The sequence below is a fragment of the Rhizobium sp. WYCCWR 11152 genome, from assembly GCF_013087615.1.
GTDB lineage: Bacteria > Pseudomonadota > Alphaproteobacteria > Rhizobiales > Rhizobiaceae > Rhizobium > Rhizobium indicum.
Genome location: NZ_JABFCP010000002.1, coordinates 178,936 through 198,695, shown reverse-complemented (window position 1 = coordinate 198,695; position 19,760 = coordinate 178,936). Strand labels below are relative to the sequence as shown.

At 61.0% G+C, this 19,760-nt stretch carries 18 protein-coding genes; 15 read left to right on the top strand and 3 right to left on the bottom strand.

All coding sequences use genetic code 11. From position 1 onward, the window contains the following. The first annotated feature begins 204 nt into the window (after window positions 1-204). The 11 genes from G9X67_RS01240 (at window position 205) to G9X67_RS01190 (ending at window position 12,671) form a co-directional block, all read left to right on the top strand. Entirely contained in the window at window positions 205-1,398 is a 1,194-nt protein-coding gene (locus tag G9X67_RS01240) for an ABC transporter substrate-binding protein (protein ID WP_138390442.1), read from the top strand. A gap of 21 nt (window positions 1,399-1,419) precedes the next feature. Continuing rightward, complete coding sequence (locus G9X67_RS01235; protein ID WP_018444573.1) at window positions 1,420-2,292, top strand: branched-chain amino acid ABC transporter permease; 873 nt, start codon at window positions 1,420-1,422, stop codon at window positions 2,290-2,292. Between the two features lie 43 nt (window positions 2,293-2,335). Then, the gene (locus G9X67_RS01230; RefSeq protein WP_138330821.1) at window positions 2,336-3,322 is read left to right on the top strand and encodes a branched-chain amino acid ABC transporter permease; all 987 of its coding nucleotides are present in this window, start codon (window positions 2,336-2,338) and stop codon (window positions 3,320-3,322) included. Further along, window positions 3,319-4,092 (top strand): ABC transporter ATP-binding protein, encoded by a 774-nt coding sequence (locus G9X67_RS01225; protein WP_138330822.1) that lies wholly within the window; start codon window positions 3,319-3,321, stop codon window positions 4,090-4,092. Before G9X67_RS01230 ends, G9X67_RS01225 begins: the two co-directional genes overlap by 4 nt. Then, complete coding sequence (locus G9X67_RS01220; RefSeq protein WP_171597816.1) at window positions 4,082-4,825, top strand: ABC transporter ATP-binding protein; 744 nt, start codon at window positions 4,082-4,084, stop codon at window positions 4,823-4,825. Before G9X67_RS01225 ends, G9X67_RS01220 begins: the two co-directional genes overlap by 11 nt. 42 nt (window positions 4,826-4,867) lie before the next feature. After that, the gene (locus tag G9X67_RS01215; RefSeq protein ID WP_138330824.1) at window positions 4,868-6,076 is read left to right on the top strand and encodes an aspartate transaminase; all 1,209 of its coding nucleotides are present in this window, start codon (window positions 4,868-4,870) and stop codon (window positions 6,074-6,076) included. A gap of 78 nt (window positions 6,077-6,154) precedes the next feature. Beyond that, on the top strand, window positions 6,155-7,093 hold the full coding sequence (gene nac, locus G9X67_RS01210) for a nitrogen assimilation transcriptional regulator NAC (protein WP_003550373.1): 939 nt from the start codon (window positions 6,155-6,157) through the stop codon (window positions 7,091-7,093). 193 nt (window positions 7,094-7,286) lie between these two features. After that, entirely contained in the window at window positions 7,287-9,350 is a 2,064-nt protein-coding gene (locus G9X67_RS01205; RefSeq protein WP_171597815.1) for a hydantoinase/oxoprolinase family protein, read from the top strand. A gap of 113 nt (window positions 9,351-9,463) precedes the next feature. Then, the gene (locus G9X67_RS01200) at window positions 9,464-11,140 is read left to right on the top strand and encodes a hydantoinase B/oxoprolinase family protein (RefSeq protein WP_138330827.1); all 1,677 of its coding nucleotides are present in this window, start codon (window positions 9,464-9,466) and stop codon (window positions 11,138-11,140) included. 9 nt (window positions 11,141-11,149) lie between these two features. Beyond that, complete coding sequence (locus G9X67_RS01195; RefSeq protein ID WP_171597814.1) at window positions 11,150-11,953, top strand: SDR family oxidoreductase; 804 nt, start codon at window positions 11,150-11,152, stop codon at window positions 11,951-11,953. A 16-nt stretch (window positions 11,954-11,969) separates the two neighbouring features. Further along, complete coding sequence (locus G9X67_RS01190; RefSeq protein WP_171597813.1) at window positions 11,970-12,671, top strand: aldolase/citrate lyase family protein; 702 nt, start codon at window positions 11,970-11,972, stop codon at window positions 12,669-12,671. 80 nt (window positions 12,672-12,751) lie between these two features. On the opposite strand, the gene G9X67_RS01185 is transcribed toward G9X67_RS01190, so the two are convergent. Then, on the bottom strand, window positions 12,752-13,216 hold the full coding sequence (locus G9X67_RS01185) for an Lrp/AsnC family transcriptional regulator (protein ID WP_003550368.1): 465 nt from the start codon (window positions 13,214-13,216) through the stop codon (window positions 12,752-12,754). 126 nt (window positions 13,217-13,342) lie between these two features. On the opposite strand from G9X67_RS01185, the gene alr reads away from it, so the two are divergent. The 3 genes from alr (at window position 13,343) to G9X67_RS01170 (ending at window position 16,866) form a co-directional block, all read left to right on the top strand. Continuing rightward, window positions 13,343-14,476 (top strand): alanine racemase, encoded by a 1,134-nt coding sequence (alr, locus tag G9X67_RS01180; protein ID WP_138390449.1) that lies wholly within the window; start codon window positions 13,343-13,345, stop codon window positions 14,474-14,476. A 29-nt stretch (window positions 14,477-14,505) separates the two neighbouring features. Next, the gene (locus G9X67_RS01175) at window positions 14,506-15,756 is read left to right on the top strand and encodes a D-amino acid dehydrogenase (RefSeq protein ID WP_138390450.1); all 1,251 of its coding nucleotides are present in this window, start codon (window positions 14,506-14,508) and stop codon (window positions 15,754-15,756) included. A gap of 87 nt (window positions 15,757-15,843) precedes the next feature. Next, window positions 15,844-16,866, top strand: a complete 1,023-nt coding sequence (locus tag G9X67_RS01170) for an AraC family transcriptional regulator (RefSeq protein ID WP_171597968.1) — start codon at window positions 15,844-15,846, stop codon at window positions 16,864-16,866. Between the two features lie 84 nt (window positions 16,867-16,950). Here G9X67_RS01170 and G9X67_RS01165 read toward each other — a convergent pair whose 3' ends face one another. Next, window positions 16,951-18,285, bottom strand: coding sequence for an aspartate aminotransferase family protein (locus G9X67_RS01165; protein WP_171597812.1), 1,335 nt, complete (start codon window positions 18,283-18,285; stop codon window positions 16,951-16,953). Between the two features lie 143 nt (window positions 18,286-18,428). Between G9X67_RS01165 and G9X67_RS01160 the strand changes: the two genes are divergently transcribed. Next, on the top strand, window positions 18,429-18,977 hold the full coding sequence (locus tag G9X67_RS01160; RefSeq protein WP_003550363.1) for a cupin domain-containing protein: 549 nt from the start codon (window positions 18,429-18,431) through the stop codon (window positions 18,975-18,977). On the opposite strand, the gene G9X67_RS01155 is transcribed toward G9X67_RS01160, so the two are convergent. Continuing rightward, on the bottom strand, window positions 18,974-19,756 hold the full coding sequence (locus G9X67_RS01155) for a pyrroline-5-carboxylate reductase (RefSeq protein ID WP_138390452.1): 783 nt from the start codon (window positions 19,754-19,756) through the stop codon (window positions 18,974-18,976). The genes G9X67_RS01160 and G9X67_RS01155 overlap by 4 nt on opposite strands. Window positions 19,757-19,760: the final 4 nt, after the last annotated feature.

Below are 19,760 nucleotides of genomic sequence, written 5' to 3'. Positions count from 1 at the left end.
CCGTTCTGGCAATGCCAAATCGATCGGTTCGCTATAAATAAACGCTATAGCGGCAGAGTGGAGTTGTGTTGGCCAGCGACGCTTCCCTGAACCTACTGTGACGGTGTCAGCGCTGGGCTGACGCGATAAGAACCGCGGAAAGCGGTCAGGAGTACGCTGGGCCATATGCCCAAGCGTTTGCACCCGAGAACATGGAGTGGGAACATGAAACTTACCGTAAGCCGCAGAGCACTTTTCCTTTCTACAGCAGTCCTTTCACTGGCAGTGACCGTCTCCGGCCTGCCGACTATCGCGCTGGCAGCGGACGGGACGATCAAGCTCGGACTTGTTGCGCCGATGAGCGGCCCGAATGCGCGCTACGGCGCATTTTCGATGCATGGAGCCGAACTCGCCGTCAAAGACATTAATGATGCCGGCGGCATCGATGGGATGAAAATCGAACTCCTCAATGCCGACAGCCAGGGCACCCCGGTCGAAGGCGTCTCGGCCGCCCGTCGTCTGATTGACCAGGATGGCGTCGACTTCATCATCGGCGATGTTTCCAGCTCGGTGACGCTCGCCATCCAGCCCGTCGCGGAAGATGCCGAAGTGCTTCTCCTGAATGCAGCGTCATCCAATCCGAAGATCACCTACCAGGCCGGCGTCGGCGGCTTCAAATGGACCTATCGCAACTATCCGACAGATGAGAACCGGGCGCTGATCGTCGCCAAGTATGCCGCAGAGCAGCGCGGTTTTACCAAGTTTGCCGTGCTCTCGGTCGACAGCGACTATGGCCGCTCGGCGATCACCTTCACGAAGAAGTACCTGCCTGACTTCAAGGGAGAGATCCTCAGCGAAGACTACTACAAGGAAGGCGAAGTCGACTTCCGCAGCGTTCTCGCCAAGATCCGCGACAATGGCGCCCAGGCCATCATCATGTACGGCCTTGCGGATACGACGCCCATCATCGCCCGCCAGATGATCGAACTCGGAATAGCCGGCAAGGTCGCGCTGATCGGTAATGGCGAGTTCAACACGGAAAAGACCATCAAGTCAGCCCCGTCGGCGCTCGAAGGTGCCGTCGAAGCCGCCGCATGGCTTCCGCAGTTCGACTCGCCCGAAAGCAAGGCTTTCGTCGAGAAGTTCACGGCCACCTACAACGAAGCCCCGAACAACCACGCCTATGTTCATTGGGATACCGTCAATCTCCTCGCAGCGGCGATCAAGCAGGCGGGCAGCGCGGATAAGGTGAAGGTTCGCGATGCACTTTCGAAGATCAAATATAAGAGCCCGGTTGGCGAAGTCACTTTCGACGACCACAACCAGGCCCGATTGCCGATGATCCTGCTGCAGATCGAGAACGGCAAGCCGAGCATCAAGGGTGCATATACGGCGGACATTCAATATCCTGCCAACTAATCTGCCGGGAGGAGTACGCCCATGCTCTCGACCATAGTTGAGCAATCTGTGAATGGAATCGTCACCGGTTCCGTTTACGCCATCGTCGCCGTCGGCATGACCATGATTTTTGGGGTGCTGAGAGCCATCAATTTTGCTCACGGCGAGTACTACATGCTCGGCACGTTCGGGGCGTGGTTTTCGATCGACTATCTCGGCTTGTCCTATGAAGCGTCGATTGTCGTGGGAGTTCTTGCGACAATCGCCGTCGCCTATGTGGTCGGGCAACTCGTCATGCGCCGGATGGTCGGCGCGCCCGCGGAGTCGGGCGTGCTCGCCACGCTCGGCATCGCGCTGATCCTGCAGAACACCATCATTCTCGTCTTCGGCGGAGGCTACAAGTTCTTCGCCGGAGGTTATATCGAGCCGGTTTCCATCCTCGGCTTCAGCCTGGCCCAGCAGCGCATTCTCATTCTCGTCGTCTGTTTGCTGGTGTTCATCGGCCTCGAACTGATGGTCAGCTACACCCGCTTGGGAATGGCGATGCGCGCCGTTTCCCAGAACGTCGAGTGCTGCAGCGTCGTCGGCATCGATGTGCCGCAGGTCGTGCTTCGAACCTTCATGCTGGGGGCGGCGCTCGCCGCACTTTCAGGTGTTCTGACGGCGCCGGTCAATGTCAGTGTCTATGGCGGCATGGGCGAACTGATCACGTTCAAGACGCTGCCGATCATCATCATGGGCGGTTTGGGGAATGTGCGCGGCACGTTTGTCGCGGCGATGATCCTTGGCGTTGCCGAGAGCCTGGTCGCTACCTATGTCGGCCTGCAATTCCGCGACACCGTCGGCTTCGCCACGCTGATCTTGATGCTGATGTGGCGACCGCATGGGCTCTTTTCGACGCAGGCGCGCTTCTAGCAGCTGCGCCCGCCGACCTTTCTCGAACGACCGAGGGTACGACATGTCTCTGACGGAAACCGCTCAACAGGCACGCAGGCGCGATCTTCGCATACCGCTCGCCGCAGTCCTGGTCGTCCTGGCACTCGCGGCGCCGTTCATTGGCAGCCGTTACATCACCCATTCGCTGATCATCGCCCTGATTTTCATGCTTCCGGCCCATGGGCTCAATCTGCTTGTAGGGTATACCGGTCTTCTGTCATTGGCTCAGGCCGCGTTCTTCGGTATCGGCGCCTATACGGCAGGTCTTCTCGCCGTCACCTACGGAACGCCGTTCTACGTCAATCTGATCGCCGCGGGCGCCGTCTCAGGAGCCCTTGCTCTTCCGCTCGGCATTCCCGCCTTGCGTCTGCGCTCGACGTCCTTCGTGATGTGTACCCTGGGTTTCGTGATCATTGGCCAAGCAATCGCCAAGAACTGGATCTCGCTCACCCGCGGCGACATGGGACTATCGAGCATTCCAAAACCATACTTCGAGCTGGGCCCGCTGTCGTTCACGGTGTCCGGTACGACAAACTTCTACTATCTTGCCCTGATCATCGGGACGCTTGCCACCTTCGCCGTCTGGGCAATCGTCCGCTCGCCCGCCGGGCGCAATATGGTGGCGATCCGCGAGAACGAAACGCTCGCCGAATCTCTCGGCGTTCCCACCTGGCACTACAAGCTGATCGTCTTCATGATCAGCGCGGTGTTTGCCGGGGTGGGCGGTTGCCTTTATGCCTATTACCTGACGGTCGTCAGCCCGCTGACATTCCAGATGTATTATTCGACCACGATGCTCATCATCGTGCTCGGAGGCGGGGCAGGGATGATTTCCGGCACTGTCTTCGGAAGCCTGCTCTTCGTCGGGCTGACAGAGGCGCTGCGCATTACACCCGAACTGCGGATGATCGCCTATGGCGTCTGCCTTCTCGTCCTCGTCTTCTGGTTCAAGAAGGGCTGCGCGCCGCTGATCAATCGCTTCTGGAATGCGATCGGAGGCGCCAAATGACCAGTCTTCTTCCTCTTCTCGAAATCAGGAATCTGAGCAAGTCCTACGGCGCGGTGAAGGCTGTCAACGATGTCAGCATTCACATCGACCGAGGTGAGATCGCGGGCCTGATCGGACCGAACGGCTCCGGCAAATCGACCTTCTTCGATTGCAGCACCGGCCTTGCGAAGCCGGACGCCGGCACGGTTGTCCTGGACGGACAGGACATCACCGGCTGGTCCCTGAACCGCATCGCCAGGGAAGGCCGTATGCTGCGATCTTTCCAGAAAACCGTCACCTTCAAGTCGCTCGATGTCGAGGAGAACCTGGTCATCGCCGGTCAGATGTTCACCTTCCCGTCCATTGCATCGACCTTCGGCCTCGGAAAGATGTCCCGCCAACGCATTGATGGTCTCAGGGAAAGGGCCCGCGACCTGATCAAGATGGCGGGTCTCTGGGATGTGCGCCACCAGCCGGCGGGCAATCTGTCGGGCGGACAGCAGAAGCTCATCCAGTTCGCATCCATGCTGATGCCCGAACCGAAGCTCATCCTGCTGGACGAGCCGATGGCCGGGATCAATCCGAAGATCATCGAACGCGTCGTCGACACCATCCTCTACGCCAACAAGTCGCTTGGCGTGAGCTTCCTGGTGATCGAGCATAATATCGATGTCGTCACGAGCATCTGCCAGCGCGTCATCGTGCTCGACCAGGGAGCCAAGCTCGTCGAAGGCTTGCCGGGCGACATCATTCAGGATCAGCGCGTCAGGGAGGCCTATCTTGGCGGGTAATTCGAACCTTTCAATCCGCGACCTGCGCGCTGGTTACGGCAATCTGGACATTCTGAACGGTGTCGATCTCGACGTGCCCGCCGGACAGTTCGCGGCGCTCATGGGGCCGAACGGGGCGGGCAAGTCCACTCTTCTCAAGACGCTCTACGGCATGACCAGCATCAAGCAGGGAAGCATCGACTGGCGCGGCAAGAATATCGCCGGCAGCAAGTCGAGATCCATTCTGGGCGAGGGGATTTCCTTCGTGCCTCAGGGGCGCTGCAACTTCCCCGTCATGAGCGTCGACGAAAATCTTCAGATGGCAGCCTATACCATCCGCGACGCCAAGGTGAAGGCCGACCGCGATTACGTCTACGACCTCTTTCCGATCCTCAAGAAACGCCGTGCGACGCTCGCCGGCAACATGTCCGGCGGGGAGCAGCAGCTGCTCGAAGTGGCGATGGCGGTGCTGCAGCGGCCGAAGGTGTTGTTGGTCGACGAGCCTTCGGTCGGGCTGTCGCCGGCTGCGATCGGCATCGTGTTCGACGAGCTACTTCGGCTTCACGCAGACGGCATGACGATCCTGCTGGTGGAACAGAACACCAAGAAAGCCATGGAAGTGGCGGAGCGCGCGGTCATTCTGAGACTTGGCAAGGTCATCTGGGACGGCCTGCCGAAAGACATCACCCATGACGAACTGGGCGAACTTTTCCTGACCGGGAAGATGCGCGGCGAAACCGAAGCCGTCCACTGAGGCGATCTCGCCTCTCAAGGAATCACAATCGAGGAAATCTCAATGAGCACTTTCGTGCCTGCATCGCGTGTGTCCAGAATCAAGGTTTCGCCAAGCACGGCTGCGGCAGCCCGTGCTCGCGAACTGAAGGCAGCGGGTCGCGACATCGTCGATCTGACGGTCGGCGAGCCGGACTTCGACACGCCTGACAATATCAAGGCAGCAGCGCATGCGGCCATCGACAGGGGCGAAACGAAATATACCGCCGTCAACGGCACGCCGGCGCTGCGCAAGGCAATCATCGGCGATATCAAGCGCCGGCTCGGCCTCAGCTACGCGGACAATGAAATCTGCGTCGGTGGCGGCGCCAAGCAGATTCTGTTCCTGGCGCTGATGGCGAGCGTGGAAAACGATGCCGAGGTGATCATTCCCGCACCCTACTGGGTTTCTTATCCCGATATGGTCATTGCCAACGAAGGCAAGCCGGTCATCATCGAATGCCCGCAGGAAGCAGGCTTCAAGCTGACGCCGGAGGCTTTGGAAAAGGTGATCACGCCGAAGACCTTGTGGCTGATCCTCAACGCGCCGTCCAATCCGACGGGCGCGGCATACGACAGGAGCGAACTCGAAGCCCTCGGCGAGGTGCTGCTGCGCCATCCCCATGTCCTCGTGCTTTCCGACGATATTTACGACCAGGTCTGGTTCAAGGACGAGCCGATGACGACGCTGGTTGCCGCCGTCCCGGAACTGAAGGAGCGTCTTCTGCTCACCAACGGCGTCTCAAAGTCCTACGCCATGACCGGATGGCGTATCGGCTATGCGGCGGGGCCGGCCGCCTTGATCGCCGCCATCAACAAGCTGCAGTCGCAGATGTCGTCCTGCCCGTCGTCGGTCAGTCAGGCCGCAGCCGCCTATGCACTGTCTTCGGACCAGTCATTCGTTTCGGAAAGCGTGAAGGTCTACAAGGAGCGCCGGGATTATGCGTGCTCACGGCTCAATGCCGTGCCCGGCCTCTCCTGTCTCGTACCTGACGGCGCTTTCTATCTGTTTCCGAACTGCGCCGGTGTCATCGGCAAGAAGACCCCTGAAGGCAGGACAATCGAGACAGACCTCGATTTCGTGCTCTATCTGCTGGATGGCGTCGGGGTCGCGGCGCTGCAGGGTGCCGCCTACGGGATATCGCCGCATTTCCGCCTCTCGATCGCGACGTCGATGGAGGTGATCACGCAAGCATGCGATCGCATCGAACGGGCCGTTGCCGACCTGTATTGACTGCAAAGAGGCCGGTGGGACTTGCGCCCCACCGGCCGCAGGCTTTACGTTTTTTCGTGAAACAAGAAGCCGGTGGCCATGAGCGTCGATTTCCGAAAACTGAAGAGCTTCGTCAAGATCGTCGATACGGGCAGCGTATCGCGAGCAGCAAGCCTTCTGCGGACGGCCCAGCCGGCTCTGTCGCAGCAGATTGCCGCTCTCGAGGCGCACTTCAAACACAAGCTTCTCATCCGTAGCAACGTCGGCATTACGCCGACCGAGGCGGGGCTGATCCTCTATCGGCACGCCCAATTGATGTTGAAACAGATCGAGCAGGCGCAGGTCGACATCGATCAGTCCGCCAAGTCGGTGGCGGGCCGCGTCTCGATCGGGCTTGCGACCTATTCCTCGTCAAGCGCCTTGTCGCTGCCGATCCTGAAGGAGATGAAGGCGAGGCATCCCCACATCGTCGTCCACATCAATGACAGTTTCGGCCAGATCCTCAGCGAACTGATCATGACGGGCAAGATGGATATGGCGCTGATCTATGCCGCTGCCCCGATCAAGGGCGTCACCCTACAGCCATTGTTTCGCGAGGAAATGTTCCTCGTCTCGCCGCCGGGCATTGAGCTCCCCGGGGATAGCAGCGCGCCGCTTCCCCTTTCTGCCCTCCAGGACATCCCGCTGCTTCTTCCCAGCAAGGCACATCTGCTCCGGCGGCTGATCGACGACGCCCTGGCGAGAGCGAGAGCCACACCTGATGTCGTCGCGGAAATCGAATCCGTTCCGGCCCTCAGCGCCGCGGTCCTCGAGGGGCTTGGATCGACCATTCTCCCGGCTTCGGTGGTCACGGAGACTGCGATCTTTTCTGGCGCACAGGTGAGGGCGCTGACGAAGCCGGTGATCGACGCGACCGTGTCGCTCTGCGTCGCCGATCATCTTCCCCTGTCGGAACCGGCCATCGCTGCGCGGTCGGTTCTCCTCGATGTCGTGGGCAAGCTCATGAGCAGTCATCACCCCGGAATAAGGCCGGCTTAGCCGGCCGCCGATCCTCGCAACGGCAGTCCGACGGCGTGTCTCCGCTCCGCCATAAGCAAACCCTATAGCGGCAGACTGTAGTTGTGTTAGCCAACGCGCCGGGCATTCCCCTAACCTCCGAGCAGACACCGGGTCCGGGCATTGGATCCGCATAGCGGCGCCTGCCGCGCCGAACACTCGCTTCGAGGACAACATGGCAAAACTGGCTTTCGACACGGGCGGTACCTTTACCGACTTCGCGCTCCTGGACGACAAGGGCGACCTTCACCTTCACAAGGTCCTAAGCACGCCGAAGAACCCTGCCGAAGCCGTCGTGCAGGGTGTGTCAGAATTGCTGGAAAAATTCGGCGGCACCATCGCCATCGAGAACCTGCAGGTGCTGGGCGCCACCACCGTCGTCACCAATGCGGTTCTCGAGCGCAAGGGTGTTGAGACGGGGTTCGTCACCACCGACGGCTTTCAGGACATGCTGCGTATCCGCAACGAAGGACGCTACGACCTCTACGACCTGAACATAAAATATCCCGACCCGCTGGTTACCCGTGCAAACAGCTTCGGCGCCAGGGAACGGATCGCCGCCGACGGTTCCGTCATGACCGAGCTTGAGGAAGAGACGGTGCGCGAAATCGCCGGCCGCCTGAAGGAGAAGGGCATCCGCTCCGTCGCCGTCTGCCTTCTCCATGCCTATAAATATCCGCAGCACGAGCAGCGCGTCGCAGCGCTGCTGCGCGAGGAAGACCCCGATATCTTCGTCTCGCTCTCCTCCGAAGTCTGCCCTGAAATGCGCGAATTCGACCGCGCCTCGACGACAGTCGTCAACGCCTATACCAGGCCGCAGATGGCCGGCCACGTCGCCCATCTCCAGCGTGAATTCGCGGCCAAGGGCATCGATCGCCAGGTCCTGTGGATGACGTCCTCGGGCGGGCTGGTGCCGAGCCGGCGTGCCGCGGAACTGCCGGTGCGCCTGATCGAGTCAGGCCCCGCGGCGGGTGCGGTGGCCGCCGCCGAGTTCGGCCGTACGGCAGGTGAGGCGAGCGTCCTCTCCTTCGACATGGGCGGCACGACCGCGAAGCTTTGCCTGATCCCCGACGGTGAGCCGAATGTCGGCACCGATCTCGAGGTCGCCCATTATCAGCGCTTCCGCAAGGGATCCGGTTTCCCGCTGAAGATCCAGTCGATCCAGATGATCGAGATCGGCGCGGGCGGCGGTTCGATTGCGGCTAAAAACTCTCTCGGTCTGCTCGACGTCGGCCCGCACTCCGCGGGCGCCATGCCCGGACCGGCGGCCTACCAGCGCGGCGGCACCCAGCCGACCGTCACGGATGCTGACATCCTGCTCGGATATATGGGCACCGAATCCTTCGTCGGCGGCTCGTTCAAAGTTTCCAAGGAAGCCGCTCACGAGGCGATGGCCAAACTTGCCACCTCACTCGAGGTCTCGGTCGAGCGCTGCGCATGGGGCATCCATGACCTCGTCAACGAATCCATGAGCAAGGCGGCCGCCATGCATGCGACCGATCTCGGCGTCGATCCTCGTTCGCTGCCCATGGTGGCGTTCGGCGGCGCCGGTCCGGTCCATGCCTATGGCATCGCCCGCAAGCTCGGCATTTCCCGTATCATCTGCCCGACCGGTGCAGGCGTGAGCTCGGCGATCGGCCTGTTGATCGCTCCCGTGGCGGTCGATCTGTCCGCAAGCCATCCGATGGCACTCGACGCCTGGAATATGGACGCCATGAACCGTCTGCTGGACGAACTCTCGGCCCAAGGTGCCGAAGTTGTGTCGGCGGCGGGCGTGCCGAAGGATACGATCAGCAACCGCTACACCGTCGACATGCGCCATGTCGGCCAGGGCCATGAAATCACCGTGGTTCTGCCTGACCGGAGCCTGCCGAAGGAGGAATTCCTCAGTCAGCTCCGCGGCAATTTCTTCAAGCTGTACCGCGAACTGTTCGGCCGGACTGTTGCCGCGCCGCTGGAGGTCATCACCTGGCGCCTGCGCGCCGGCGGCGAAAAAGATCAGGTGACGCGCCCGCACGACACCGTCGTTGCCGACGCGAAGAAGGGCAGCCGCAAGGTCTATTTCCAGGAGATTGGCGGCTTTGCCGAAACTGCGGTCTACGACCATTACAAGCTTCCCGTCGGCGAAGAGGTCAAGGGTCCGGCAATCGTCGAGCAGCGTGAATCGACTGCGGTCGTCGGGCCAAGCGGCGCCTTCCATGTGGATGCCCATGGCAACCTCGTGATCAACATTCGCTAGAGCGGTTCAGCTTTTAACGGAAGCGCAGAACCGCTCTATCCTTTTGTTTTTACGCAATTCCGGACGGAAAACCGCTTCGCACTTTTCCTCGAATTGCTCTAAGGGGCACTCTGATGTCGAAACCCGCCACCGATTTCAACGACCCGATCAACCTTCAGGTCATGTGGAACCGCCTGATCTTCATTGCAGACCAGGCCGACAACGTCCTTGGCAAGACGGCATTCTCGCCGATCGTCCGCGAGAACCACGACTACGTCACCGTCCTGCTGGACAGCAAGGGACGGGCGCTGGCGCAATGCACCTGGTCGATCCCGGTCTTCATCACCTCTCTCCCGGCCGCGGCCCAGAACTATTTCCTGCCGAAGTTCTCGGCAGACAAGCTCGAAGAAGGCGACGTGCTGGCGACCAACGATCCGGAGATCGGCACCGGCCATCTTCCCGATGTCACGATGATCACGCCGATCTTCAAGAACGGCAAGGTCGTCGCCTATGCCGGGTCAATCGCCCATCTTCCCGATATCGGCGGCGCCCCTCTGCATTCCGAAGCGAGCGACATCTACGAAGAAGGCATCCGCTTCCCGATTATCAAGCTGCTGAAGGCCGGCGTTCCGAACCAGGACGTCTTCGACATCATCGAAGCGTCGGTCCGCCTCCCGACCGAAGTACGCGGCGACCTCGAGTCGATGATCGCTGCCAACAACGTCATGGGCCGCGAGCTCGTCAAATTCCTGGACGAATACGGTTTGGATGACGTCGAAGGCCTGGCGACCGCCATTCATTCCCGCTCGGAAGCGCAGACCCGCAAGGCGATCCGCGAATGGCCGAACGGCAGCTACGCGGCCGAGGTTCTGCTCGACGGTTACGATGTCGATGTGACGCTGAAGGCTTCGGTCATCATCAAGGACGACTCTATCCATGTCGACTACACCGGTACCTCCGACCAGGTTCTGCACTCGATCAACTGCCGGACGAACTATCGCTACGCCCATTCCGTCTATGCTCTGAAATGCCTGCTCGACCCTGAGACACCGAACAACGAGGGTTGCATCGTCCCGATCACCGACGAGGCTCCGCTCGGCTGCATTCTCAATCCGCAGCACTGGACGGCGGGCAATTCGCGAAACCTGATCGGGCACGTCATTCCTTCGCTGATCTTCAAGGCGCTCGAAGGCGTGGTGCCCGACAAGGTCATGGGCGACAGCGGCGGTGCTCCGATCTGGGCTGCCAATTGCGTTGGTCAGCGCAATGACGGCACGCAATATGGTTCGGTCCAGAATTTCCATGGCGGGCAGGGCGCGCGCGCTGAGCTCGACGGTCTGGACACGCTGAGCTTCCCCTCGAACTGCAAGGTAACGGCCATCGAGATGTTCGAGGTTGCCGTTCCCGTGCTGACGGAGCGGAAGGAACTGATCGCGGACTCGGGCGGAGCAGGCAAGCATCGCGGCGGTCTCGGCCAGCGTGTCGTGCTCCGGAACCTCGGCAAGAACCCGATGAACATCTACCTCGCTTCCGAGCGTGTTCGCCATCCCTGCTTCGGTGTCGTCGAAGGGCAGAGCGGATCGGCCGGAAAGGTCATGAAGGACGGCAAGCCCCAGTTCCCGAAGGGCAAGGTGGTGCTGAAGACAGGCCAGCGCCTCGAGGTTGAGACGCCAGGCGGCGGCGGTTGGGGAGCTGCGAGCGATCGTTCGTCTGCACTGATCGAGCAGGATCTTTCCGAGAACCTGATCACGGCGAAGGCTGCGAAGGAAATTTACGGCTATTCTGGCCCGATCGCTGCTGCGGCCGAATAGGGGAAAACCATGGGACTTCTCGAAGGAAAAATCGCTCTGGTAACGGGAGCCGGCTCCGGCATCGGTCGCGAAACCGCCCTGCTGCTGGCAAAGGACGGCGCCACCGTCGTGCTGACCGGGCGGCGGATCGAACCGCTGTGCGAGGTGGCGGCCCTGATCGAAGAGGCTAATGGCAAGGCCGTCGCGCGTGCGCTCGATATCGAGACGCGTGAAGAGATCTTTGCGGCCATAAAGTGGATCAAGGATAGCGTCGGACCCGTCGATATCCTGGTGAACAATGCCGGCAGCGCCAGCAAGGTGCTGAACGCGCGTTTCTTGAGCGAGGCAGAGTGGACCTCCACCATCAACGTCAATCTGACGGCCGTCTTCAACCTGACCCAGGCAGTCCTTCCCGACATGATCGCTAAGGGCGAGGGGACGATCATCACGGTCTCGTCGCTCGCGGTGATCAACCCCAACCTGCTCGGTGGCGCGGCCTATGGTGCGGCGAAGGCTGGCGTGAAAAACTTCATGAGCTTCCTGCACAACACCTATCGTAATCAGGGGATCCGGGCGACGACGATCCTGCCCGGCGAGACGAATACGCCGATCATGGATAATCGCGCGCGGCCTCCTCTGCAGGAGGAACGTGCCGTCATGATGGATCCTCATGACGTCGCCCGTGCGATCGCCCTCTGCGCCAGCCTGAGCAAGAGCGCCGTGATCCCCGAGCTTCACATCTGCCCGACATTCATGCGGGACACGTCCGCGGACATCGAAATTGCGCGTTGGGTCGGAGCGCCGGCCGATACGCCGGATATGCCGAAAAAGTAGAACCGGGAGGATATTGATGAACGGAGCGAAGTTGCGCGCCCGGCTGCTGGCCGGCGAGGCAGTCACCATGTATACGCCGCACCACTCCTCGTCGGGGCTGGCAGCCCGGCTGGTGGAGCTCGGCGCCGATTCCGTCTTCGTCGACTGCGAACACGGAACCTGGAGCTTCGATGATGTGCGCATGACTGCGCAGATCGTCCGTTCTGTCGGCGGAGCGGCGATCGTCCGGCCGCATTCGCACGAACGTCCGATCATCATCCGCTACCTGAATGCGGGCGCTGACGGCATAATGGTCCCGATGGTGGACACGGCCGAACAGGCGCGCGCCGTCGTTGATGCCGTCCGTTACGCTCTTCCGTCCGACTTTGACAAGCGCCTGGTGGTGGCGATGATCGAGACGGTGGATGCCATAGAAAATCTCGACGAGATGCTTAAGGTCGATGGCATCGACGTCTTCTTCATCGGACCTGGCGATCTCTCGCAGAATATGGGCTATCCGCCGGCTCCACCCTTCGGCGAGCCGCGTCCTGAAGCGGTCATGGAGAGGGTCTCGCTCGCCGTCGACAAGATCCGCGCAGCAGGCAAGGTTGCAGGCACGCTGGCCACCGCTGATGAACTGCCTCATTGGCTGCAGAAGGGTGTTCAGTTCTTCTATATCCACACCGACCCCTTCCTGCGCCGCGGGATTGCCGGCATCAGGCAGACAATCGCGCGATAGCAGGCGGGGTGGATTTCCTTCTTCGCTGACGCTGGGCTGCCATGCGGGACGCTCGAATTAATATAAGCTTGGATCGCGGTTCAGCGTCTGCCCCTCGTGCGCGTCGCCAGAACATTGCGGATCGAGAAGCTGGAATGGATCCTGAGGACGCCGGGCAAGGTCGAAAGGATCTCTTTGTGGATCCGCTCGAACTCGCCGGCATTGGCGACCTCCACGCGCAGCAGGTAGTCCGAACCACCGGTCATCAGAAAACATTCCCGGATCTCTGGATGCCGGCGGACCGCCGCCTCGAGGCGATCGAGATAGTCCTCCGTCTGCCGCTCTAGGGTGATGTTGATGATCACGGCGATCATCTCATCCGCATTGCCGGTGTCTACCAGCACCGTATAGCCGCGGATCACGCCTGATTTTTCCATGATTTTGATGCGCCTGAGACAGGCCGATGGAGAGAGACCGATCTCGGCGGCGAGCTTGGCATTGCTCATGCGGGCATCGAGGCGCAGCAGTCTCAGGATATTGCGATCGATCGCGTCGAGAGCGGGCATGAGAGATTGTTCCAAATTTTCGTTGATTATGCGACTAATAAGCAAATCAAACAATAATCGACTACTGAATGATAGGCAATTTCGCTCATTATTTCATACACTCCTTGAAATCGAGAAGGGGTGGACATGGATAGCGATATTTTGGTTTCCCGCTCACGCACTGCCACGACCACGCAGGGAGCCACGGGCTATCTGACGATCGATCTTGCCGCCCTCGGCCGTAACTATCGCAAGCTGCTATCGATGCTGGCGCCGGTCCGCGCAGGCGCCGTCGTCAAGGCCGACGCCTATGGCCTCGGCGCCGAGCGGGTCGCAAGAACGCTTTACAGTGAAGGTTGCAGGCATTTCTTCGTCGCCCAGTTTGTCGAGGCCGTGAGGCTCCGACCGGCCCTTGCGCACGACGCCCAGATTTTCGTGTTGAACGGCTTGCAGCCGGGTAACGAACTCGCCTGCGCCGAGATGGGCATCGTTCCGGTTCTCAATTCGCTGGCGCAGTGGCAGCAATGGTCGGCGGCTGCGCGCGCTCTGAAGCGCTGCCTGCCTGCTGTCCTGCAATTCGACACCGGCATGTCGCGGCTCGGTTTTCCCAGGGAAGAGCGAGCGGAGCTGGCGGCGGCTCTTGGCGATGGCAGCAATGTCGAAATCCTGTTCATCATGAGCCATCTGGCGTCGGCCGATGACATGGACAGTGAGCAGAACGGCGAGCAATTTGCCGAGATGTCCCGCATCGCCGATGAATTTCCGGGCTTCGATATTTCCTTCGCCAATTCCGGCGGCGTTTTCCTGGGCGAGGCCTATCACGGCGTGCTCGCCCGCCCCGGCATCGCGCTTTATGGCGGCGCTTCGAACGCCGGCGAGAAGAACCCGATGGAGCCGGTCGTCAGCCTGGATGTCGCCGTCGTGCAGACGCGCACCGTGCCGGCGGGGGCGAAGGTCGGTTATGGCGGCGCGCATGTCACGCAGCGCGACACCCGTCTCGCCACCATTGCCGCCGGCTATGCAGATGGGCTGCCGCGATGCCTGGGCGACCGCGGCGCCGTCTATTTCAAGGGCATACGCCTGCCGATCGTCGGCCGTGTGTCGATGGACAGTGCGACCGTCGACATCACAGCCCTGCCCGAAGGGGCGCTGACCTTCGGCAGTCTCGTCGAAGTGCTTGGCCGCCATCAGACGCTCGAGGACATCGCCCGCGACGCCGGCACCATTTCTTACGAAATCCTAACCGGCCTGGGCGATCGTTACGACAGACAATATCTCTAAGAGCCGGCGGCTCCATCATTGGGAACATCATGAAGGTCATCGTTCTAGGAGCCGGCATCGTCGGCGTCACATCCGCTTATCAGCTCGCCAAGGCCGGCCATGAGGTCACGGTCGTCGACCGGCAGCCGGGTCCGGCGCTGGAGACCAGCTTTGCCAATGCCGGCGAAGTCTCCTTCGGCTATTGCTCGCCATGGGCAGCGCCCGGCATTCCTATGAAGGCCATGAAGTGGCTGTTCATGGAGCACGCGCCGCTCATCCTGCGCCCGAAATTAGACATGGCCATGCTCTCCTGGATGGCGAGGATGCTGTCGAACTGCACCTCCGAGCGCTACGCGATCAACAAGAGCCGCATGCTGCGCCTTGCCGATTACAGCCGCATCGCGCTGGCCGATCTTCGCGCCGAGACCGGCATCGCCTATGATGAACGCATGCAGGGAACCCTGCAGCTGTTCCGCACGCAGCAGCAGCTCGATGCCTCGGCTAAGGATGTCAAGGCGCTGGCTGCCGACGGCATTCCCTATGAGGTGCTGGACCGGGACGGCTGCATCCGCTTCGAACCAGCGCTGAAGCATGTGCGCGACAAGATCGTCGGTGGTCTGCTGACGCCGAAGGACGAAACCGGCGACTGCTTCAAGTTCACCAATGCGCTGGCGGCCAAAGCCGAGGCGCTCGGCGTCCGTTTCGCTTACGGGACGACGATCAAGGCGCTGGATGTCGAGGCTGGCCGGGTGCGCGGGGTCATCACCGACCGTGAGCGGATGAGCGCGGAGGCGGTGGTGGTCGCGCTCGGCAGCTATTCGCCGCTGCTGCTCAAGCCGCTCGGCATCAGGCTGCCGGTCTATCCCGTCAAGGGCTATTCGCTTACCATCCCGATTGCCGATGCGTCACGCGCGCCGGAATCGACCGTCATGGACGAGACCTACAAGATCGCGATCACCCGGCTCGGCGATCGCATCCGCGTCGGCGGCATGGCTGAAATATCAGGCTACACCAATGATCTCGGCCTGGCCCGCCGCAGCACGCTGGAATATTCGGTCACCGATCTTTTCCCCGGCGGCGATATTTCCAAGGCCTCCTTCTGGTCCGGCCTGCGCCCGATGACGCCCGATGGCACGCCGGTCATCGGCCCGACAAAGGTCGCCGGTCTCTTCCTCAATACCGGCCACGGCACGCTCGGCTGGACGATGAGCACCGGTTCGGCGCGGCTCATCGGTGATCTCGTCGGCGGCCGCCAGCCGGAAATCGATGTGAGGGATCTCGCCATCAGCCGCTACGGCTGAAACCGCGCCGAGGCAACACAAAAAGAGGGATGAACATGATTGCGCAAATCCATTACCACTTGTGTACATCGTCTTTCGAGGCCACGAATGTCCGTTAATTCTCATATACATAACGATGGCAGCCTCACCCGACAGATGGCGGTGCAGAGCATGTTGTTTCGGGAAACGGCGCACAGCGGAACGGATCCGGATGAACTCTCGGAAATATTGTCGACGCCAACCTCCCCGATCAAGGTTGCGGCCGAAGGCAATATGCCGATTGGATACCACTGCAATTTCGTCTCCGTGGGAGAAGAGGTAACGGTAGCCGACTGTACCTACGAAGGCACAATCCTGATCAGGCGGGAGGCGCCCAGCGACAGGATGATCGTTTTTCTGCCGATGGCAGGGAACGCCTCCTTCGAAGGCATGCGGGAGCAAATCTATTCCGTTCCCGCGCGTGGTACGATCCTTGAGGCAGGTCGTGCCGCGGGTGCTCGCCTCTTTGGGCCGCGCCGTCATTTCGGCCTCTTCGTCGATCAGGCGAAGATCATTAGCCACCTGACGCATATGTTCGAGAGAACCATCAGCGGCGACGTCGATTTTCATCCTCACATCGATCTGACGACCGGTCCCGGGCTTGTATTCCAGCAACTTGTCTCGAGCCTCCATCGCGGCCTCAGCGGGAACGGACCGTTGCAGCGGTCGCCGCTGGCCGCCAGCTCGCTCTGCGATGCGGCGATCTATCTGCTTCTGGAGACCTGCCCCAATCGTTATTCGAACGAGCTTGCGCTCCCTGCTCCGGCGCCGGCCCCGCGCCATGTGAAATGGGCCGTCGACTTCATGCAGGAACACATCGCCGAGCCGATTTCGCTCAACGATATCGCGATAGCAGCGAAGGTAAGCGTTCGGACTTTGCAACAGGGTTTCCGGCAGTTCAGGGATACGACCCCGATGTCCTACCTGCATGATCTTCGGATGGCCGCCGCCCATCGCGATTTGCTCGAATCTGACGAGAAGAAAGCCATCGCCGACGTCGCACTGCGATGGGGCTTTACGCATCTGGGGCGATTTGCAGCAGAATACAGGAAACGCTTCGGCCAGTTGCCGTCACAGACCTTGAAGCGCTGAGCTGCATCTCGGTGTGCCGGATGGTTCCGTCGACGATGGACCAGACGTCCGATCGCCGACGGGAGCGGCACGCGGGATGCGGATTTATGCGGCGCGCTTCAACGCATCACTGAGCGTCGAGACGATCGTGTCGATCTGGCTTTTCTCGATGATGAGCGGCGGCGAGAGGGCGATGATGTCACCGGTCACGCGGATCAGCAGACCCTTGTTGAAGCAGTCGACGAAGATGTCGTAGGCGCGCGTTCCCGGCGCTGCGGCTCTCGGCGCCAGCTCCACCGCGCCGACCAGTCCGAGATTGCGGATGTCCACCACGTTGGGCGAGCCTCGCAGCGAATGGAGAGCCTCCTGCCAGTATTCGGCGAGCTCGGATGCGCGGGTCAGCAGACCTTCCTCCTCGTAGATCTCGAGCGTCGCGAGCCCGGCCGCGCAGGCGACCGGATGGCCGGAATAGGTGTAGCCATGAAAGAGTTCGATCGCGTTATCAGGTCCGACCATCAGGCCGTCATAGACCTTGCGGCTGGCAAAGACCGCGCCCATCGGGATCGTGCCGTTGGTGATGCCTTTTGCCGTGGTGATCAGGTCGGGCACAACGCCGAAGTAGTCGGTCGCGAAAGGAGTGCCGAGACGGCCGAATCCGGTGATGACCTCGTCGAAGATCAGGAGGATTCCATGCTTGTCGGCGGTTGCGCGCAGCTTCTCCAGATAACCCTTCGCAGGCAGCACCACGCCCGCCGATCCCGACATCGGCTCGACGATGACGGCGGCGATGGTCTCGGCGCCGTGCAGCTGTACCAGCCGCTCGAGATCGTCCGCTAATTCGACGCCGTGGGCGGGAAGGCCCTTCGAAAACGCATTGCGCTCAATGTCGAGCGTGTGGCGCATGTGGTCGGCCGGTATTTGCGGGAAGACCCGCCTGTTGTTGACGAGACCGCCGACGGAAATGCCGCCGAACCCGACGCCGTGATATCCCTTCTCGCGCCCGATGATCCGCGTGCGGGTGCCCTGGCCGATCGCCCGCTGATAGGCGATGGCGATCTTCAGCGCCGTATCGACCGATTCCGAGCCCGAGCCGGTGAAGAAGATCCTGTCGAGCTTGGCTTCTGGACCGCCCGGCGTGTTCGCAGCCAATTTCGAGGCGAAGTCGAAGGCGATCGGATGCCCCATCTGAAAGGTCGGCGCATAGTCCAGCGTTGCAAGCTGTCGCTCGACGGCATGGGCGATCTTCTTGCGGCCATGGCCGGCGTTGCAGCACCAGAGCCCGGCGGTGCCGTCAAGAACCTGATTTCCATCGATGTCGGTGTAGTACATTCCCTCGGCTGCTGCGAGAAGTCGCGGCGTGGCCTTGAACTGCCGGTTCGCGGTGAACGGCATCCAGAAATTTTCAAGTGCGGGCGCGTTCGTTTTGCTGAGCTGGTCCATTCTGGCCTCCTTTGGGATGGCGCCGAGAATGACAATTTCTCACTTTCAAACAAGTCCTTTTCTTTGTTGGTGCAAGCTATTGAAATACAATGGTTGGATAGATATTAATTTGGATATTCTGGACAACACAAACGAACCGCATCATGTCAGTCGATATCGGCAGTCGCCTTCGCCATCTCCGCATCGCACATAAGCTTTCCCAGCGCGAGCTCGCCAAGCGCACCGGAGTGCCCAATTCGACGATCTCGCTGATCGAATCGAACGCCTCCAATCCGTCGGTCGGGGCCTTGAAGCGAATTCTCGACGGCATCCCCATCGGTCTGGCGGAATTCTTCGCCTTCGAACCCGAGCGTCCAAGGAAGGCCTTCTATGCGGCCGAGGAACTGGTGGAGATCGGCAAGGGCGCCATTTCCTACAGGCAGGTTGGCGAAAACCTGTTCGGCCGCAGCCTGCAGATCCTCAAGGAATGTTACCAGCCGGGCGCCGACACTGGAAAGGTTCCCCTTGTTCACGAGGGCGAAGAAGGCGGGATCGTGCTTTCGGGCCGACTCGAGGTGACGGTCGATGACGAGCGGCGGATCCTTGGAGCGGGTGACGCCTACTATTTCGAAAGCCGGCGCCCGCACCGTTTCCGCTGCGTCGGACCGGTGCCTTGCGAGGTCATCAGCGCCTGCACGCCGCCGACTTTCTAGTTCTTGCCCTCGATGCGGGCAAGTACGCCGTCGAGTGCGGCGGTCAGTGCGGCAAGGCCGCCCTTCTTCTCGAAGTCTGAGAAAACCTGCTCGTTCAGCCCGCCCTTGGTCGCGAATTCGCGGCTCAGCGCGCTGAACGGTTCGTTGCCGGGGCTGTTCGCTTTCTGCGCGAGGCTTGCAAAGAGCGGGGCAATGTAGGCCTGTCCCTTCGCCTTTTCGAGGCCGCTTTTCTCCAGCCAGACGGCAACCTGCTCCATGATGCCGAAATAGGTCGACATCATTGCGCTCGCTGCCGCGAGAAGATCATATTCCTTCCTCGATTGGCATTGGACAGCCGTTCCGAGCGCATCGAAAAGCGCTGCGACGGCGGTATCGGGCGGATAGATGGCAGTGACGCCTTGCCGGCCTGCGACGAAGGGCAAGGGGATCGCCTGCACCAGATGCACGTCGGCGGCGATCCACTCGGACAGGGCCTGGCGCTCCGTCGCCGCAACGAGGCTGACGATCATTTGGCCATCCCTGAACGATAGTGCGCGCACGACCTCCTCGGCGACCTGCGGCCGTATTGCCAGGAACACCATGTCGCTGCGCTCGACGACGTCCTGGTTGTCCTTGGCAATTCTGACGGCGGCGAATTCGTCGGCCAGCGTCGCGGCGATATGAGCGCTTCGTGGAGACACGAGAATTTCGGAGGCATAGGCCGGTTCGGCCAGAAGGCCGCGAACCATCGCTTCGGTAATTGCGCCGGTTCCGACGAAGCCGATACTGTCGATTTTCATTTGA

Coding starts and splice junctions, on each gene's coding strand:
- G9X67_RS01240 (WP_138390442.1), top strand. CDS start 205: ATGAAACTTACCGTAAGCCGCAGAGCACTTTTCCTTTCTACAGCAGTC.
- G9X67_RS01235 (WP_018444573.1), top strand. CDS start 1,420: ATGCTCTCGACCATAGTTGAGCAATCTGTGAATGGAATCGTCACCGGT.
- G9X67_RS01230 (WP_138330821.1), top strand. CDS start 2,336: ATGTCTCTGACGGAAACCGCTCAACAGGCACGCAGGCGCGATCTTCGC.
- G9X67_RS01225 (WP_138330822.1), top strand. CDS start 3,319: ATGACCAGTCTTCTTCCTCTTCTCGAAATCAGGAATCTGAGCAAGTCC.
- G9X67_RS01215 (WP_138330824.1), top strand. CDS start 4,868: ATGAGCACTTTCGTGCCTGCATCGCGTGTGTCCAGAATCAAGGTTTCG.
- nac (WP_003550373.1), top strand. CDS start 6,155: ATGAGCGTCGATTTCCGAAAACTGAAGAGCTTCGTCAAGATCGTCGAT.
- G9X67_RS01205 (WP_171597815.1), top strand. CDS start 7,287: ATGGCAAAACTGGCTTTCGACACGGGCGGTACCTTTACCGACTTCGCG.
- G9X67_RS01200 (WP_138330827.1), top strand. CDS start 9,464: ATGTCGAAACCCGCCACCGATTTCAACGACCCGATCAACCTTCAGGTC.
- G9X67_RS01195 (WP_171597814.1), top strand. CDS start 11,150: ATGGGACTTCTCGAAGGAAAAATCGCTCTGGTAACGGGAGCCGGCTCC.
- G9X67_RS01190 (WP_171597813.1), top strand. CDS start 11,970: ATGAACGGAGCGAAGTTGCGCGCCCGGCTGCTGGCCGGCGAGGCAGTC.
- G9X67_RS01185 (WP_003550368.1), bottom strand. CDS start 13,216: ATGCCCGCTCTCGACGCGATCGATCGCAATATCCTGAGACTGCTGCGC.
- alr (WP_138390449.1), top strand. CDS start 13,343: ATGGATAGCGATATTTTGGTTTCCCGCTCACGCACTGCCACGACCACG.
- G9X67_RS01175 (WP_138390450.1), top strand. CDS start 14,506: ATGAAGGTCATCGTTCTAGGAGCCGGCATCGTCGGCGTCACATCCGCT.
- G9X67_RS01170 (WP_171597968.1), top strand. CDS start 15,844: ATGTCCGTTAATTCTCATATACATAACGATGGCAGCCTCACCCGACAG.
- G9X67_RS01165 (WP_171597812.1), bottom strand. CDS start 18,285: ATGGACCAGCTCAGCAAAACGAACGCGCCCGCACTTGAAAATTTCTGG.
- G9X67_RS01160 (WP_003550363.1), top strand. CDS start 18,429: ATGTCAGTCGATATCGGCAGTCGCCTTCGCCATCTCCGCATCGCACAT.
- G9X67_RS01155 (WP_138390452.1), bottom strand. CDS start 19,756: ATGAAAATCGACAGTATCGGCTTCGTCGGAACCGGCGCAATTACCGAA.